A 15,748-nucleotide genomic window follows, 5' to 3' on the forward strand; every position below is an offset into this window, starting at 1 on the left:
ATGAAGAAATATACGTGTCCTATGCACCCACAGGTGCTAAAAGACGAACCGGGGAAATGTCCACTTTGCGGAATGGATTTAGTTCCGATGGGTGAAGCAAAAAAAGAAGTTCACAGTCATCACGAACACCAACATCCCGACCGCAAAGAACATTCGCATCATAGTGAAAACCATAATCATAATTCCGATAGTGGTTACGACAAACATGAAGGGCATCATACCCACGATTTCCTGAAACGTTTTTGGGTCAGTTTAATCATTACCATTCCCATTTTGCTCTTATCCGAAATGATACAGCATTGGTTCGGTTTTACTATCGCTTTTCCGGGAGATAAATATGTACTGCTGACATTGGGAACTATTATTTACATCTATGGCGGAATGCCTTTCCTGAAAGGTATGGTAGGCGAAATCAAAGCCAAAACCATCGGAATGATGACCTTGGTAGCCATCGCTATTACTGTCGCTTATGTTTATTCTGTAGCCGTGGCACTGGGATTGAAAGGTATGGATTTCTTTTGGGAATTGGCAACCCTTATCGTTATTATGCTTTTGGGGCATTGGCTGGAAATGCGTTCTACTATGGCAGCTTCAAAAGCCTTACAGTCTTTAGTCGCTCTGTTACCAAACGATGTTACTGTGGAACGACACGGAGAAGCTTTGAAAATGAAACTCGAAGACCTAAAAAACGGTGAAACCATTATCATCAAACCCGGTGAAAAAATTCCTGCAGACGGAACAATTGTCGAAGGGGTTTCTTATGTGAACGAAAGTATGCTCACAGGCGAAAGCGTTCCGGTGAAAAAAGAAAAGGAAGGAAAAGTAATTGCAGGTTCCATCAATGGCGAAGGTGCTTTACGGGTTACGGCAACCGGAGTGGGCAAAGACAGTTATCTCAATAAGGTAATCAATTTAGTTCAGGATGCACAGGCAGCAAAATCCAATACGCAAAACCTTGCCGATAAAGTAGCCAAATGGCTCACTTATATTGCAATTGCGGTTGGGGTTATCACCTTTATTTATTGGTTTAGTAGTAGCGGAGATATTGCGATTGCTTTGGAACGAATGGTTACGGTAATGGTTACGGCTTGTCCACACGCTTTGGGTGTAGCTATACCGTTGGTTGTTGCTATTTCTACCACGCTTTCTGCTACTAATGGCTTGCTCATTCGCAACCGTAACGCTTTTGAAACCACACGAAAACTATCCACGATTATTTTCGACAAGACAGGAACGCTTACCAAAGGTTCTCACGCAGTGGAAAAAGTTATCCCATTAACCGATAAATATGCTGCCGATGAAATGATACAATATGCAGCAGCCGTTCAGCAATATTCCGAACACCACATTGCAAAAGGTATTTTGAAAACTCTAAAAGAAAAAAACCTTGAACTATGGAAGTCGGAGAATTTCAGCTATATGGCAGGTATAGGTGTAAAAGCAATAGTAAACGGAAAGGAAATAGTAGCGGCAGGACCTAATTATTTCAAACAAAACAATCTTACAGAGCCTGAAACGCCAAAAGAAATCAATCAAAGCATTGAAACAGTCAACTATGTTTTTATTGACGGTGAAGTAATAGGGATTATCACGTTGGCTGACAGTATTCGTGAGGGTTCACAAGAAGCCATTGACGAGTTAAGAAAGATGAATATCAAATCCATTCTGCTTACAGGCGACAATGAAAAAATTGCAAAAGCGGTTTCTGAACAATTAGGAATGGACGGTTATATCGCCAATGTACTGCCTCACGAAAAGCAGGAAAAAGTAAAGGAGTATCAAACCAAAGGTGAAGTGATTGCGATGACCGGAGATGGCGTGAACGATGCACCTGCACTGGCACAGGCAGATGTAGGTATTGCAGTTGGTTCAGGAACAGATGTTGCAGCCGAAACAGCCGATATTATTTTGGTAAACAGCGACCCAAGAGATGTGGTAAAAATGATTAGCTTTGGTAAACGGACATATAAAAAGATGGTTCAAAATCTCCTTTGGGCAGTTGGCTACAACGTTATTGCCATTCCGCTTGCAGCAGGCGTGCTTTATCCGAATTTCGTTTTAAGTCCTGCAATGGGTGCGGTTTTGATGAGCGTAAGTACAATTGTGGTTGCCATAAATGCAAGCCTTTTAAAAATTAATAAATGAAAATTCTGAAATGGATATACAAAATATTTTTCAAAAAAAGCTGTTGCCGATAGCACTGATGCTCTTGGCAACAACCTCTCTTTACGCACAAAAAGTAGTGCGATACGATTTATATGTAAAAGACACTTTGGTAAACTATGCCGGAAAAGAAAAAAGAGCGATTGCGGTGAACGGGCAAATCCCGATGCCTACGCTCACTTTCACCGAGGGTGATACTGCTGAAATTGTGGTACACAATCAGCTAAAAGAAAGTACATCACTACATTGGCACGGAGTATTTTTGCCAAATAAAGAAGATGGAGTGCCCTGGCTTACACAAAAACCTATTGAACCCGGTACAACTTATACCTATCGTTTTCCAATAATCCAACACGGAACACATTGGTATCATTCCCATTCGGGTTTACAAGAGCAAATTGGTATGTATGGCAATTTTGTGATGCTAAAAAAGCAAAACGACCCAACTTTTAGAAAAGGCATCGATGATTTACCAACCGTTCCCCTGATGATAAGTGAATGGACAAATTATAATCCCAATAATATCAACCGAATGTTGCACAATGCCAACGATTGGGCAGCCATTAAAAAAAATGCAACACAGTCATACGCAGAAGCTATTCGGGAAGGGCATTTTAAAACCAAACTGACTAATGAATGGAAGCGAATGTTGGCGATGGACGTAAGTGATGTGTATTATGATAAAATTCTACTCAACGGAAATCACACAACCGATTTAAAAACGGTTGACGGAAAAACCTTGAAAGCAGGTGACAAAGTAAGATTAAGAGTTTCCAATGGTGGAGCTTCGTCCTATTTCTGGTTGCGGTATGCAGGCGGTAAAATTACCGTAGTTGCCAATGATGGCAATGATGTAGAACCTGTGGAAGTCGACAGACTAATTATTGCGGTTTCTGAAACTTATGATATTGTTGTTACCATTCCTGATGACGGTGTTGCTTACGAATTTTTAGCAACCACCGAAGACAGAACACAATCAGCAAGTTATTTTATTGGCAACGGCATCAAACAACTCATTTCTCCACTTCCGAAATTGAAATATTTTGAAGGGATGAAAATGATGAATGATATGATGAAGATGAATGGCGACCTTGACGATATGGGTATGAATATGAGCCTGAACCAAATGGATATGAATGTAGTGATGTATCCGGAGATTACTGGCGAAGCAGGCAAAAAAGAAGACCACAGTAAGCACGACGGTATGAATATGGATAATGACCCCAACCGTTATAATGCAAATGCGTTGGGAGATATTGAGACCTTAAATTATGCCATGCTCCAATCTCCTTACAATACCACACTTCCCAAAGATGCGCCTGTAAAAAATCTAAAATTTACGCTTACCGGAAATATGAACCGTTATGTGTGGAGTATGGATAATAGAATACTTTCGGAAGTGGATAAAATACCAGTGAAAAAAGGAGAAATACTGCGTATTACCATTTATAACAACTCTATGATGCGTCACCCGATGCACTTACACGGTTTTGATTTCAGGGTAATTAACAGCAAGGGGGAATATTCGCCTCTCAAAAATGTGTTGGATATTATGCCAATGGAAACGGACACTATCGAGTTTTTAGCAAATGAAGAAGGCGATTGGTTTTTTCACTGCCATATCTTATACCATATGATGAGCGGAATGAATAGAGTTTTTGCAGTTGATGACTATCTAAATCCACACTTACCCAACAAGAAACAATCCTACAATAAATTGCAAAGAGAAAGTAATATGCTGCACTTTATGATTGAAAATGATTTTGCAACCAATGGGAATGATGGTGAAGCAATGGTTCAAAATGCAAGATGGAGTTTGGGTACAGAATGGCGGTTGGGCTACAATGATATTCACGGCTACGAAGTAGAAACGCATTTGGGAAGATACATCGGCAAAATGCAATGGTTTATGCCGTTTATTGGTTTTGATTACCGATACCGAAAAATGGGAATGGACGAACACGAAACAAACTTATTCGGACAAAAGAATGAAAAAGATACACGCAGAGCTGTTAGTTTAGGTTTTATATACACCCTGCCAATGCTCGTTAACTTTCAGGCAGAAGTATATCATGATGGAATTGTCCGATTGTCTTTGATGCGTGAAGACATTCCGATTTCAAAAAGAATAAGAGCAGGTTTTATGGTCAATACCGATTTTGAATATATGGCTGAACTAAAATACATTATCAATAAAAATATGGGAATACGAACACATTATGACAGCGATATGGGCTTTGGAGTTGGACTATCATTGAATTATTAAAGTTCTGCAATTGCAAGCATATTGCCAAAGCCACACTAGCCAACGCTTTGGCAAAGAGCTTGCAAAGCCGACTCAAGACAAGATTATTTTAAAAAATTCCCGATCCTTTAAAAAAGTAAAAAACGCAAAATGCAACACACAACCGACCTGACAATGAAACAAAAACTCAATACTGACAATAGTTTGCAAAGACTGGCAAACAGAACACCAGCGGGTAAGCTTTAGCTTCGCTCTATCCCTTTGGTCGAGTCGTCTTGTCTGGAAGACAAGAAATGAATTGAAAATCACTGATCACCAAAACAAATAATTAAAATGTGAAGTAAACCCCTTTTAACGAAATAATATTCAACGAATACCAAAATAAATTATACTAATGAGTTAAACCGTAGGAAGCTAATAAAGTATTATGGAGTTTTCGAAGTGCAGCTTTAAGATATACCAGCAGTAATTTTACGATTACTGCTTTTTTTATTTTAATCTTAAAACAACGTTCTCACATCATCAAATATCTTTTGAAAATGCAATTCTAAATCTTCCTTAGAAACCGTTCGTACTCGGTTTAATTGAGGTTTATTAATAGCTGCCTTCTTGAATTGTATCACTTGTGATTTGCCACCACTAATAAAAGCAAATTGCCCTACTTTAAATTGCGTAAATTCATACGCCCGGACTTTAGAAACCTCTCGTTGAGATATGGTTCGAGAATTGGTAGAACCAAATAAGTCAGATCCTCCTTTTAAATTTTTAGAAACTTGCTTTTCCTTTACGAGTTCAAAGTATTGTTCGTTAAATTTCGCTGTATCCGGATCATTTGATTTACCCAAGATCTGAGTTCCTAAATTGGAGGTGATTTCACGAAAATCATCACGACCATACTGCACGTAACCTTGTGAAATATCTTGGATAGCATACACGGTACTTACTCCAAAACTTCGCATGGTAGCAGGAATTTTTGCCATGTTTAGTAGTTTAACTGTAGGTGCTTCATCTAATAAAACAAAACTCTGCTTTCTATTTCTCTGCATCATCTGGGAAGTTGTGGTTTGTAATATAGCCGCCAAAAGTGGCGTTAAAGAGGTCGCATTTTTAGGTTCATTGATAACCGACAGTACAATATCAATCTCAGGATCGTTGACATTCAAATCAATTTCATTCCCAGATAAAATATAAAAGGATTCAAGATTGACAATCTTCCGTAATAAAGAAGCTAATGAAGCTAGTACGGCAGCTGTTTGTCGGGTAGATTGTATTCCCATTAAAAAGGCAGATGCCTGGCTCATAACTCTTGGGTCGGTTTTTAACCAATCTACTAATGGTTTGAAAGGTTGTGGGTTATCTTCATCCTGTGCATTCAATAACTCTTCTAAACTTAAAAAAAACGCTACTGCATGTGGTAAAGTACACATATCTGGGTGATACGTGCGAAGTTTCAAAATAATGGCCGCAAATAATCCTGCACCAGCCGAATAAAAGAAATCCTCCTTTTCATCCTTGCCTTTCAGATTCACTAAAATAGATTTTGATATATTTTCAATATCTACTTCGTTTTCGATATACTGTGGAGCAATAGGATTGATTCGATAAGAATAATTCACATTATGTAATGCAATTGGTTTTAAACGATCGCCAAAAAGTCCGAAAGCAATTTCAGAAAGTTCTCCATTTTTATAATCATAGATTACTCCTGTAAATTGATGTTCAGCGAAATGTTTCATTAAATAATAAATAGGACTTTCTGTTTTTCCAGATCCTGCACCTGCCACGATAAACACTCCCGTATTCACATTAGGAATAAAAATATTTTTTCGATTTGAAGGAAAATGAACTTCTCTAAGGTCTGGTTCTTTTGGTTTTGATTTAAAGAATGAAGTCAATAATCCAATAATAAAAGGCGGTACTAATAATAAACCGATAAACAGATTATTTCCTTTAAAAAAATAAAAGTACAGACTTACAATTCCAATCGTAATCAAGATTCCAATAATCCGACTTATCATCCCTTTGCGAAAAAGGGAAATAAAACCAAGTAATGAAACTGCGATCATTACTAAAACGATTAATTTGTTTTCGGTAGTTAATTCACTAAATAAATTCATAACAATAGTAATTTACATTCCGTAACCTTTTTCAATAGTTTTAGCTACTGTTTTGGCAACTTTAAGTGTTAGCTGTGCTGGGTTAGTTGGTATACTAAGATGCGATGGAATATTCACACCTAAATTTTGTGACAGCTGCATTTTAAATATATGTGATGGATTTGAAATAGGTATTCCTACATATCTACTTAGTTCTCTTTTTACATTGTTTGCAATACCATTTTTTTTATTTTCTCGGACTCCTTTGGTATTTGCATTTTTTTTCATTGCTTCATAAGATTTAGAATAATCTCGATTGTAATTAAATAAATCATCAAAAGTTTTTTCAGCATTTTGAAAAAAAGCATCTCGGTTAAAACCTATTGTTTTATTCTTTTGATTATTGAGTTGCGAGTTTTGCTCACGATATTTACTCATTGGTGACAAACTTATTTTACTGCGAGGATCATTCGTTCTATCATGTCGAGAAACAACAATATGCACATGATAATTTACTCCGCCTTTGGCCACACCTTCTTTGATTACTTCTCCAGAGAAATAATCTTTTTGTAAAGATTCATGCAATTTTTTTAATTGATTTACATCTTTTGTATTCTCAATTTTTTTTAATATTTTTTTATTCTCTACAACATGTCTGTCTTTAAAATTATAGGTACGTTGCGTTTCAACTCGACCATAATACATTAAATTTTCATCAGTAATTTTCTCTCCATTAATTTCACGATCAAAATTTTTAGCATATTCTTTCATAACTTCTCTACTATAATTCATCAGCATATCACGCATCATAACATCTCGTACATTTGCTAATTCTTTCTCAGAAATTTTAAAATTTTTCTCTTCTAAAAATTGATCAATTCTTTTTAAAATATGCTTTTGTTCTAAATAAGAAGGTGAAATATTGATCATGTAAAAGTTTGATTCTTTAATCCCTCTTTTACCTCTATTATTATCAATATTTTCAATTACTGTATCTTTAGAAATATTGATGTTTTGTTGATCAAAAAAACCAATAGAATCATTATTTTCATCTTTGAAAATTGATTCATCTTGAACAAATCCTTGCTCTTCTTTTTCTAAATATTCAAATATATTCGCACAAGAAGAAGCGTTTGAATTGTTCACGTTTGCTTTATGTGGAGTAAAATTGATATACATTATTTATTGATTAATTGTTTTAATTCATTTAATCTTTCGGGAGAAATAGTTGTTTCAACTTTTGAACCCATTAATCCAGATTTCGTAGAAAGAGAATTTAAAATCTCGTTAACCAATGGACGTAAATTATTCAATTCATTGAAATATAAATCACGACTTTTTTTAATCTGTGCTAATTCAATTTTATATTTTTCAATATCAGATTCAGTAGCGCCATTTACTTCCAAATCTTTCTTAACTTCATCTATAACATCAGCTTTAAAATGCGCATCGTTATTGTGATACATATCATAAACTTGGTTTCGAATTGGTATAACAGATTCCTTCTCGATATTACGAATAATTCGAATTACATCTTCGATTCTTTTCAACGTTTTGTCATTCGATTTTTCAATTACATTGTGCCAGTCTTCAGTATAATTTCGATTCAAATCGAAGTTATTATCTATAATAAAAGAAGTCATTTTTTCTACAACTTCCGCAAAAGTTTTGATGCTATAATTTTCTTTTAACTGATCAAGCTTTAACTTTGTAGAAACATCAATACGAACAACATTAGACATAAGTTACAGATTTTAATACAGTTAAATTATTAATTTTCAACCTAATAAGCAAATTTTATTACATATTTGTTTACAAATTAATTTAAAGTGTATGTTATTTTATTGATTTTCAATACATTATTATTTACGGGGCAATTTTGCCCCGTATCCTCTCGCTAAACATACACTTTAACTTTAATCCCAAATTGAACATATATTACAATACGTTATTTCAATAAGAAAAACAATTGTATCAAACAGTAAAATTTTGTAATTTTAGAAATCATTTTAAATAACATTAAATTTTTTTTTAGCTATGGAAGAAAAAAATGTAAAGAAAATTTCATTGAGATTGTACAAAGTTCAAACACAATTAGAAGCCTTAAATGATGAAAATTTAAAACCGCTTATCAAAGAAATTGAATCCATTGACAAGGATCTTTTGAAAGAAAATAATTTAAAATTTTCAACAAAAATGAAGAAGGAAATTCTTGATTTTCTATAATAAAAATGCTTTCCAGTTTGGAAAGCATTTTTTGTTTTTTTGGTTGATATAAAGTCCGAAAAGGAATTGAGATTAAATTGATATATTTAAATGAAGTAATATTTCAATTTAAATTAAAAAACTATATAAGAAAAAATGGTGAAGGAACTCTCTATGAGATTGTACAAAATTCAATTGGAATTAGAGAAACAGAATGATGAAAAATTGAGTGCTATCATTAAAGAAATTGAGGCAATAGATAGAAATCTTTTGAAAGAAAATAATGTCAAGTTTCCTGTAAAAATGAAGAAAGAAATTTTGGAGTTTATGTAAATAAAAAACAGCTTTCCATAATGGAAAGCTGTTCTATTTTAATTAAGATTTTAGTTATAATTAATGAAATTATAATCTACCTCCCACTCCCTTAAACTTATCAATAAAGGCACTTATTTTTTGAAAAACAGTTTGCTTTTTCGTAAGATATTGAGGATTTAAAGGACTCATTTTTGGTAAAATGGCATTTAATTCTGTACCGTTAGAACTTGCGTATTCTCGTTTTAAAGAAGATTCGATGTAGCGTTTTGTCGCTTCTTCGTTTAAGTTTTCCTCTACGATTAATTCAGTAGCTTCTTCTTTTTGTTTGACTTGTGCATATTTAAAGAACGAATCAATAACCGTTGCTTTATCAGGAATGGTATCTAAATCTGTATCGTTGATGAAATCGACTACTAAAGATTCTTTTCCTCTATTCCCAATACTTGCACGAATTACTCGACTTATTTCTTCAACTAATTCGGCTTTGTTTTTTGTTTTTTTGTTATGCTCGAAGATTAATTCTAAGATATAATCCAAATTAATTTCCTGAGATTTTAATAAATCAATTTCAAAAACCACATCATCCCAATCGATTCCACCATCTTCTGGTTGTTTACCTTCTTTCTCCTTTCTTAACCAATCACGAATATCATTATACGTCGAACGATAGTCTTGTTCTACACGTTGTGGTAACAACTGAATCTTTTGCATCACAGCTAAATCATCGTCCGAAACATGGTACATTTCTTTGAATTCTTCTACAGCAGTCGCATCGCTTTGGTCAATGCTTTGTAAGGCTTTTAGACTTGTGAATTCATCGTAGTTTTGTAAGATATTTTCAACGCGTAAGTATTCTCCGAATAATTTTGTAAACTCCTTTTTATCCTTCTCCTTTTCAATTGTATCTGGATTTGGGAATTTTGTATTTAATTCGTTAACTACTTCAATAAATCCTCTACGTGTATCACCTGTTAAAGCGTCGGTAAAACCTTCTAAATATTCTTTGTAGCTTTTCTCTAAAACAACATTTTTCGTGTTTTTATTTCCAAATAATGTGATGGCATCAATCGTTGCTTGTTCCAAATCGCGGAACGTAACAATATTTCCAAAAGATTTCGTTGCATCTAAGATACGATTGGTACGAGAAAATGCTTGAATTAAACCATGGTAACGTAAGTTTTTATCAACGAATAACGTATTTAATTTTGGTGCGTCAAATCCAGTTAAAAACATACCGACAACAATTAATAAGTCGATTTCTTTGTTTTTTACTCGTTCTGATAGATCACGGTAATAATTCTGGAATTCATCGCTATCCACACCATAACTTGTCTTGAACATTTTATTGTAATCGTTGATGGCTTTCGTTAAGAATTCTTTTGCTGTACTGTTTAATGCAGAAGGCTCGAATGATTCGTCTATGATTTCTCCAATCGCAGATTGTTCTTCGTTTGCTGCAAAAGAAAAGATCGTCGCAATCTTCAACGGTTTTTCACTGTCTATTTGCTGACGGTTTAATTCTTCGTAATATAATTTAGCCGCTTCTACGCTACTCACAGCAAACATCGCATTGAAACCGTTATTTCCACCTTTTGTACGGTGTGTTTTAATGCGGTAATTCTGTAAGATGTATTTTGAAATTTCGCTGATACGCGCAGGATGTAAGAATGCTTTTTTTGCATCTTCTCCACTTAATTTCTTTTCATCAACTTCCGTTTCAACGCCTTTGAATTGAGGTTTTACATTATGATAATCCACCTTGAATTTTAAAACCTTTTCATCTCTGATGGCATCTGTAATGACATACGCGTGTAATTCTGAACCAAAAACACTTGCTGTGGTTTCTGCACCTAAGGCATTTTCAGGGAAAATTGGTGTTCCTGTAAATCCGAATTGGTAATATTTTTTGAATTTCTTTTTTAGGTTTTTTTGCGCTTCACCAAATTGTGAACGGTGAGCTTCATCAAATATGAAAACAACTTGTTTATTGTAAATATCCAACTCTTGATCCCCCTTCATTAAGTTGTTTAACTTCTGAATGGTTGTGACAATAATTTTGTTGTCGTCTTTTTCGATATTTCGTTTTAAACCTGCTGTACTGTTTGAACCGTTGACACTATCAGGCGAAAATTTTTGGTATTCCTTCATGGTCTGAAAGTCTAAATCCTTACGGTCTACCACGAAAAATACTTTATCGATAAAATCTAATTTAGTCGCTAAACGAGCAGCTTTGAAACTGGTTAAGGTTTTCCCTGAACCGGTAGTATGCCAAATGTACCCACCACTTTCTAAAGATGACCATTTTTTGGTTTGATAAGCACTTTTAATTTTCCATAAAATACGTTCGGTTGCTGCTATCTGATAAGGTCGCATCACCAATAATGTATCTTTGATGTCTAAAACCGTATACGTTAGTAAGACATTTAATAACGTGTTTTTTTGAAAAAAAGTTGCTGTAAAATCCTTTAAATCTTTGATTAAGGTATTATCTGCTTTTGCCCAATTCATCGTGAAATCGTAACTGTTTTTGTTACGCGTAACGGTATTGGCAAAATAACGTGTATCTGTTCCATTCGAAATTACAAACAACTGCAAGTATTTGAATAGCGAATTATCTGAATTAAAGCTCTCTTTGGAATAACGATAGACTTGATTAAACGCTTCGCGAATGGCTACGCCACGTTTCTTCAGCTCTACTTGAATCATCGGTAATCCGTTGACCAAAATCGTTACATCGTAACGATTGGCGTGCGAACCTGTTTGTTCGACCTGTGAGATAACCTGTACTTTATTACGCGTAATATTATCTTTATCGACTAAATAGATGTTTTGAATGTGTCCATCATCAAATACAAAATCGTAGATGTGGTTATCGTGAAGTTTACGCGATTTATCGACTAAACTATCACTTGGTTTATCTAAATATTCTACAAGGAAACGCGCCCATTCGTTATCGGTAAATACCATATTATTCAATGCTTGTAATTGTGTACGCACATTGACTAACATAGCTTCCGTTGATTTGAGATGAGTCGGATTCTCGTATCCCAGATTAATTAAATCTTGGATGAATTCTTTTTCTAAGGCAGCTTCTGATTGATAAGCCACTGGAGCCTCATTTAATTCGTAGAATTTGGTGTATTTGTCCAATACAATGTAATTGTTGGATTCTGCGATAGTCTTGTACATCTTATGTTATTCTAGTAGCTGTTAATGGATGAATGATTTAGTTTTGAGGAAAGCTTAATAACTTTTCTCGGTAATATTCGTATTGTTGAGTTCTTAGTTTGATTTCTTTTGAAATCTCTTCTTCAATAGCTGTATGTGTTGCATCGAATTGATCTAAGAGTTTTACAATGCGTTCTTGTTCTTCTAGTGAGGGAATTGGAAATAAAATTTTCTCAAAACTATCTCTAGATAAACGTGGAACACTAGAACGTCTCACTTTTTTTTGAATTTTATATTTATTATTCAAAAGAAAATAAAATAGAAATTTATTAATAATGTTTTTCGGTGAGATAAAATAATAAACATCATCTGCTGCCCAAAAATCATTATTACTAAAACCAATTTCACCCGCTGAACCTGCGCTAATGATAAATGTTGTATCAGATTTTACATTATATTCATTATAAAATCCTAAAGGTTTCATACTATTTTGAAAAACAGCATATTTTCCTATATTTAATAATTCACTCTTTATAAGTCTTTTGCCTCTTTTAATGCTAAATATATCTTTAATTTCTTTCCATTCTGCTTCACCCTCCTCAAATCTAAACAACTGCTCACGAAAGAACTCGAATTGTTTTTTACGGCTTTGGCGTTCGGTTTCTAATTCGGTTGTTAATTGGTTGGTTAAAGAAGTTAAATCATCTAAAACACGAACAATTTCTTGTTGGATTTCAAGAGATTTTTCTGGATTATCAGGGCAAGGGATTGGGATTTGAAATTTTTTGAAATCCTCTTTTGTAATTGTCTTTATAATATTACCTCTTGCTCTATCTTTTTCAATATTAAATTTAGCTTCAAGCTGATAAGCAAAATATTTTATATCTATTTCTTTTTTATATTTTTCAAATATTGCTAACGTTCTGTCTACATACGAATCATATTGTGTTATAGCTACTCGACCTATACTACCTTGTAAAGTAACTATTACTGTATTTTCAGGTACAAAAATACTTTTTGGTTGAGCTTTTTTAGAAATCCTGTTTTTAGTTTTTTCAACAAGTTTCATATTAAACCCAACATCATTAACCTGAACGAAAGGCATAGATTCTTCTCCATCATACCATTCACTATTTCCATATGGTTGAGGAAAAGAGCCTCTTCTAAAGCTAGCAATATCATCCAAAGGCAACCACTCAATATCAACTCCTTGTAATAACTCGTCTAATTTGCTCATCCTTCGATTTCTTTAATTAGGTTATCAATTGCTGTACGTAAGGTTGTAATGTTGTTTACAGTTTCTGTTAGCTCGGTATTTAAGACTTTTATGTCTATCACTTCGCGTGTATCTACTGCTTCTATATACGAACTTACCGAAAGGTTGTAGTCGTTTTCTGCGATTTTTGCATTATCAACCGTTACAGCAACATGTTCTACATTTTCTTTCGAATCAAATAACTGCATGATCTTCTCGATGTGCACATCTTCTAACATGTTGTTATTGGTTACTTTCTTGAAGAAATCTTCCCCTGTTGCATCGATAAATTGTGTGGTATTCTCAGATTTGTGCTTTGACAACACTAAGATGTTTACCCCAATCGAAGTCCCAAAGAATAAATTTGCAGGTATGCTAATCACTGTTTCTACAAAGTTGTTATCTACCAAGTATTTTCTGATTTTTTGTTCTGCTCCACCACGGTAGAAAATACCAGGGAAACATACAATAGCTGCACGTCCTTTGCTTGATAAATAATTAAGGGCATGTAAGACAAAGGCAAAATCTGCTTTTGATTTTGGTGCTAATACCCCAGCAGGTGCAAAACGATCGTCGTTTATTAACGTTGGATCGTCCGAACCAACCCAATTTACCGAATAAGGTGGATTAGATACAATGGCATCGAATGGTTTATCGTCAATAAAATGAGGATCGGTTAATGTATCTCCTAATTGGATGTTGAATTTATCGTAATTGACATTGTGCAAAAACATATTCATACGCGCTAAGTTGTATGTCGTATGATTGATTTCTTGCCCAAAGAATCCATCCTCAATAATATGGTTATCAAAGTGTTTTTTAGCTTGTAATAACAAAGAACCCGAACCAGCGGCAGGATCGTAGATTTTGTTCACCGTAGTTTGTTTGTGCATCGCTAATTGCGCAATCAATTTCGATACATTTTGAGGTGTAAAGAATTCACCACCCGATTTCCCTGCATTTGCTGCATAGTTAGAAATTAAAAATTCGTACGCATCCCCAAATAAGTCGATTTGACTATCCTCGAAACTACCAAAGTTTAGTTCAGCAACTCCTTTTAAGATTGCCGCTAAACGTTTGTTTTTATCTTCTACGGTATTTCCTAAACGTGTACTTGTTGTATCAAAATCTGCGAATAATCCTTTGATATCTTGTTCAGACTCGTATCCATTCGCTGAGTTTTCAATATCTGTGAATATCGCTTTTAGGTCTGTATTTAAATTTGAATTTTTGTGTGCTTTATCGACTACATTACAAAACAATTGACTTGGATAAATGAAATATCCTTTTGTTCTAATAGCATCGTCTTTGATTTCTGGTGTGATGATGTCGTCTGTTAATTTTGCATAGTTTACACTTTCGTCACCGCCTTCTATATAATTCGTGAAATTCTCACTTATGAAACGATAGAATAAAGTTCCTAACACAAAGTGTTTGAAATCCCATCCGTCTACTGAGCCACGTACTTCGTTGGCGATTTTCCAGATTTTAGCTTGTAATTCTGCTCTTTGGGCTGTATTTGTCATGTGTTTTTACGTGTTTTTGGTAAGTATATCAATTGTTTTAACATTATGACTATTAAGTAATTCTTTTGTAAAACCAAACATTTGTTTTATAATTTCTAAAAAGTCAATAGTTACATTAAGGACCTCTTCTGTATCTAATTCTAGAAGCATATCATAAACTTTTATTGTTTCTTTATCATAATGAACGGATAAACATCTATAATTTTTTGATTTTAATTTAATAAAGTCTTTTTCAGAAAAAGCATTTAACTGTTCTGTTATAAGTGAATACTTTTTTTCATAATCTGGAAAATTGTTTTTTATTAAGCTACCTATATCTTTAATCCAAAGTGAATTGTTGCGATTAGTAACAACTAGTTCACCTTTTATATTTTGAGTAATAAATCCATATATAAGTTTAAATCCTTCATTAACATTAACAATCATTTGTCTTGCTAGATATAGTGTTTCATATTTTAAACCTGCCTTTAAATGCATCAAAATTACACTACAAAGATCCGCAGTTAAAATACCAATCAGTAATCGATAGCTTGCTAAATCTTTAAGATTCTCATCTATATTATCAATTTTATCTTTTATTTCTATTAACTTTAATATTTCATTCAAATCCTTCATTTCAGTAGTAACTTCTGATAATGTTTTTTCAACAATTTCTTTTAATTTTTTTTCAGTTTCTTTTGATATTTCCATTTTACCTTATGTTTCTAAATATTATATTGATATTAAAAATAAAACATTAGAGCGTCATTAATTGTCTTTTAAATTTGAATTTCTA

General features: G+C 33.9%; 11 protein-coding genes. 4 read left to right on the forward strand and 7 right to left on the reverse strand.

The window, feature by feature from the left end:
- Both MG290_RS14390 and MG290_RS14395 read left to right on the forward strand, forming a co-directional pair.
- A complete protein-coding gene (locus tag MG290_RS14390; protein WP_264563273.1) occupies nt 1-2,145 on the forward strand; it encodes a heavy metal translocating P-type ATPase in 2,145 nt (714 codons plus the stop codon).
- A 10-nt stretch (nt 2,146-2,155) separates the two neighbouring features.
- Nucleotides 2,156-4,429, forward strand: coding sequence for a multicopper oxidase family protein (locus tag MG290_RS14395; RefSeq protein ID WP_264563272.1), 2,274 nt, complete (start codon nt 2,156-2,158; stop codon nt 4,427-4,429).
- A 479-nt stretch (nt 4,430-4,908) separates the two neighbouring features.
- Here the strand turns inward: MG290_RS14395 and MG290_RS14400 are convergent, their stop codons facing one another.
- Genes MG290_RS14400 through MG290_RS14410 form a run of 3 tightly spaced genes read right to left on the reverse strand, consistent with a single transcriptional unit; the run spans nt 4,909 to nt 8,246 of the window.
- Complete coding sequence (locus tag MG290_RS14400; RefSeq protein ID WP_264563271.1) at nt 4,909-6,525, reverse strand: type IV secretory system conjugative DNA transfer family protein; 1,617 nt, start codon at nt 6,523-6,525, stop codon at nt 4,909-4,911.
- Between the two features lie 12 nt (nt 6,526-6,537).
- Nucleotides 6,538-7,683 carry a MobB family relaxase gene (mobB, locus tag MG290_RS14405; RefSeq protein ID WP_264563270.1) on the reverse strand — a complete coding sequence of 382 codons (1,146 nt, stop codon included), beginning with the start codon at nt 7,681-7,683 and terminating at the stop codon, nt 6,538-6,540.
- Complete coding sequence (locus MG290_RS14410) at nt 7,683-8,246, reverse strand: BfmA/BtgA family mobilization protein (protein ID WP_264563269.1); 564 nt, start codon at nt 8,244-8,246, stop codon at nt 7,683-7,685. The genes mobB and MG290_RS14410 overlap by 1 nt, the downstream gene beginning before the upstream one ends.
- A 295-nt stretch (nt 8,247-8,541) precedes the next feature.
- Here MG290_RS14410 and MG290_RS14415 point away from each other — a divergent pair, with 295 nt between their 5' ends.
- Nucleotides 8,542-8,730: a hypothetical protein gene (locus MG290_RS14415; RefSeq protein WP_264563268.1), complete on the forward strand. Its 189-nt coding sequence runs from the start codon at nt 8,542-8,544 to the stop codon at nt 8,728-8,730.
- A 135-nt stretch (nt 8,731-8,865) separates the two neighbouring features.
- Entirely contained in the window at nt 8,866-9,042 is a 177-nt protein-coding gene (locus tag MG290_RS14420; protein WP_264563267.1) for a hypothetical protein, read from the forward strand.
- Nucleotides 9,043-9,111: 69 nt separating this feature from the next.
- On the opposite strand, the gene MG290_RS14425 is transcribed toward MG290_RS14420, so the two are convergent.
- Genes MG290_RS14425 through MG290_RS14440 form a run of 4 tightly spaced genes read right to left on the reverse strand, consistent with a single transcriptional unit; the run spans nt 9,112 to nt 15,663 of the window.
- Nucleotides 9,112-12,213 (reverse strand): type I restriction endonuclease subunit R, encoded by a 3,102-nt coding sequence (locus tag MG290_RS14425; protein WP_264563266.1) that lies wholly within the window; start codon nt 12,211-12,213, stop codon nt 9,112-9,114.
- Between the two features lie 37 nt (nt 12,214-12,250).
- A complete protein-coding gene (locus MG290_RS14430; RefSeq protein ID WP_264563265.1) occupies nt 12,251-13,429 on the reverse strand; it encodes a restriction endonuclease subunit S in 1,179 nt (392 codons plus the stop codon).
- Nucleotides 13,426-14,973, reverse strand: coding sequence for a type I restriction-modification system subunit M (locus tag MG290_RS14435; protein WP_264563264.1), 1,548 nt, complete (start codon nt 14,971-14,973; stop codon nt 13,426-13,428). The genes MG290_RS14430 and MG290_RS14435 overlap by 4 nt, the downstream gene beginning before the upstream one ends.
- 6 nt (nt 14,974-14,979) lie before the next feature.
- On the reverse strand, nt 14,980-15,663 hold the full coding sequence (locus tag MG290_RS14440) for a hypothetical protein (RefSeq protein WP_264563263.1): 684 nt from the start codon (nt 15,661-15,663) through the stop codon (nt 14,980-14,982).
- Nucleotides 15,664-15,748 lie beyond the last annotated feature (85 nt).

Origin of the sequence: Flavobacterium sp. CBA20B-1, assembly GCF_028473145.1 — a bacterium.
Taxonomy (GTDB): domain Bacteria; phylum Bacteroidota; class Bacteroidia; order Flavobacteriales; family Flavobacteriaceae; genus Flavobacterium.

Bases quoted from the DNA above. Each gene is read 5' to 3' on its own strand.
- MG290_RS14395 (WP_264563272.1), top strand. From the start codon at position 2,156: ATGGATATACAAAATATTTTTCAAAAAAAGCTGTTGCCGATAGCACTG.
- MG290_RS14435 (WP_264563264.1), bottom strand. From the start codon at position 14,973: ATGACAAATACAGCCCAAAGAGCAGAATTACAAGCTAAAATCTGGAAA.
- MG290_RS14420 (WP_264563267.1), top strand. From the start codon at position 8,866: ATGGTGAAGGAACTCTCTATGAGATTGTACAAAATTCAATTGGAATTA.
- MG290_RS14425 (WP_264563266.1), bottom strand. From the start codon at position 12,213: ATGTACAAGACTATCGCAGAATCCAACAATTACATTGTATTGGACAAA.
- MG290_RS14400 (WP_264563271.1), bottom strand. From the start codon at position 6,525: ATGAATTTATTTAGTGAATTAACTACCGAAAACAAATTAATCGTTTTA.
- mobB (WP_264563270.1), bottom strand. From the start codon at position 7,683: ATGTATATCAATTTTACTCCACATAAAGCAAACGTGAACAATTCAAAC.
- MG290_RS14430 (WP_264563265.1), bottom strand. From the start codon at position 13,429: ATGAGCAAATTAGACGAGTTATTACAAGGAGTTGATATTGAGTGGTTG.
- MG290_RS14410 (WP_264563269.1), bottom strand. From the start codon at position 8,246: ATGTCTAATGTTGTTCGTATTGATGTTTCTACAAAGTTAAAGCTTGAT.
- MG290_RS14415 (WP_264563268.1), top strand. From the start codon at position 8,542: ATGGAAGAAAAAAATGTAAAGAAAATTTCATTGAGATTGTACAAAGTT.
- MG290_RS14440 (WP_264563263.1), bottom strand. From the start codon at position 15,663: ATGGAAATATCAAAAGAAACTGAAAAAAAATTAAAAGAAATTGTTGAA.
- MG290_RS14390 (WP_264563273.1), top strand. From the start codon at position 1: ATGAAGAAATATACGTGTCCTATGCACCCACAGGTGCTAAAAGACGAA.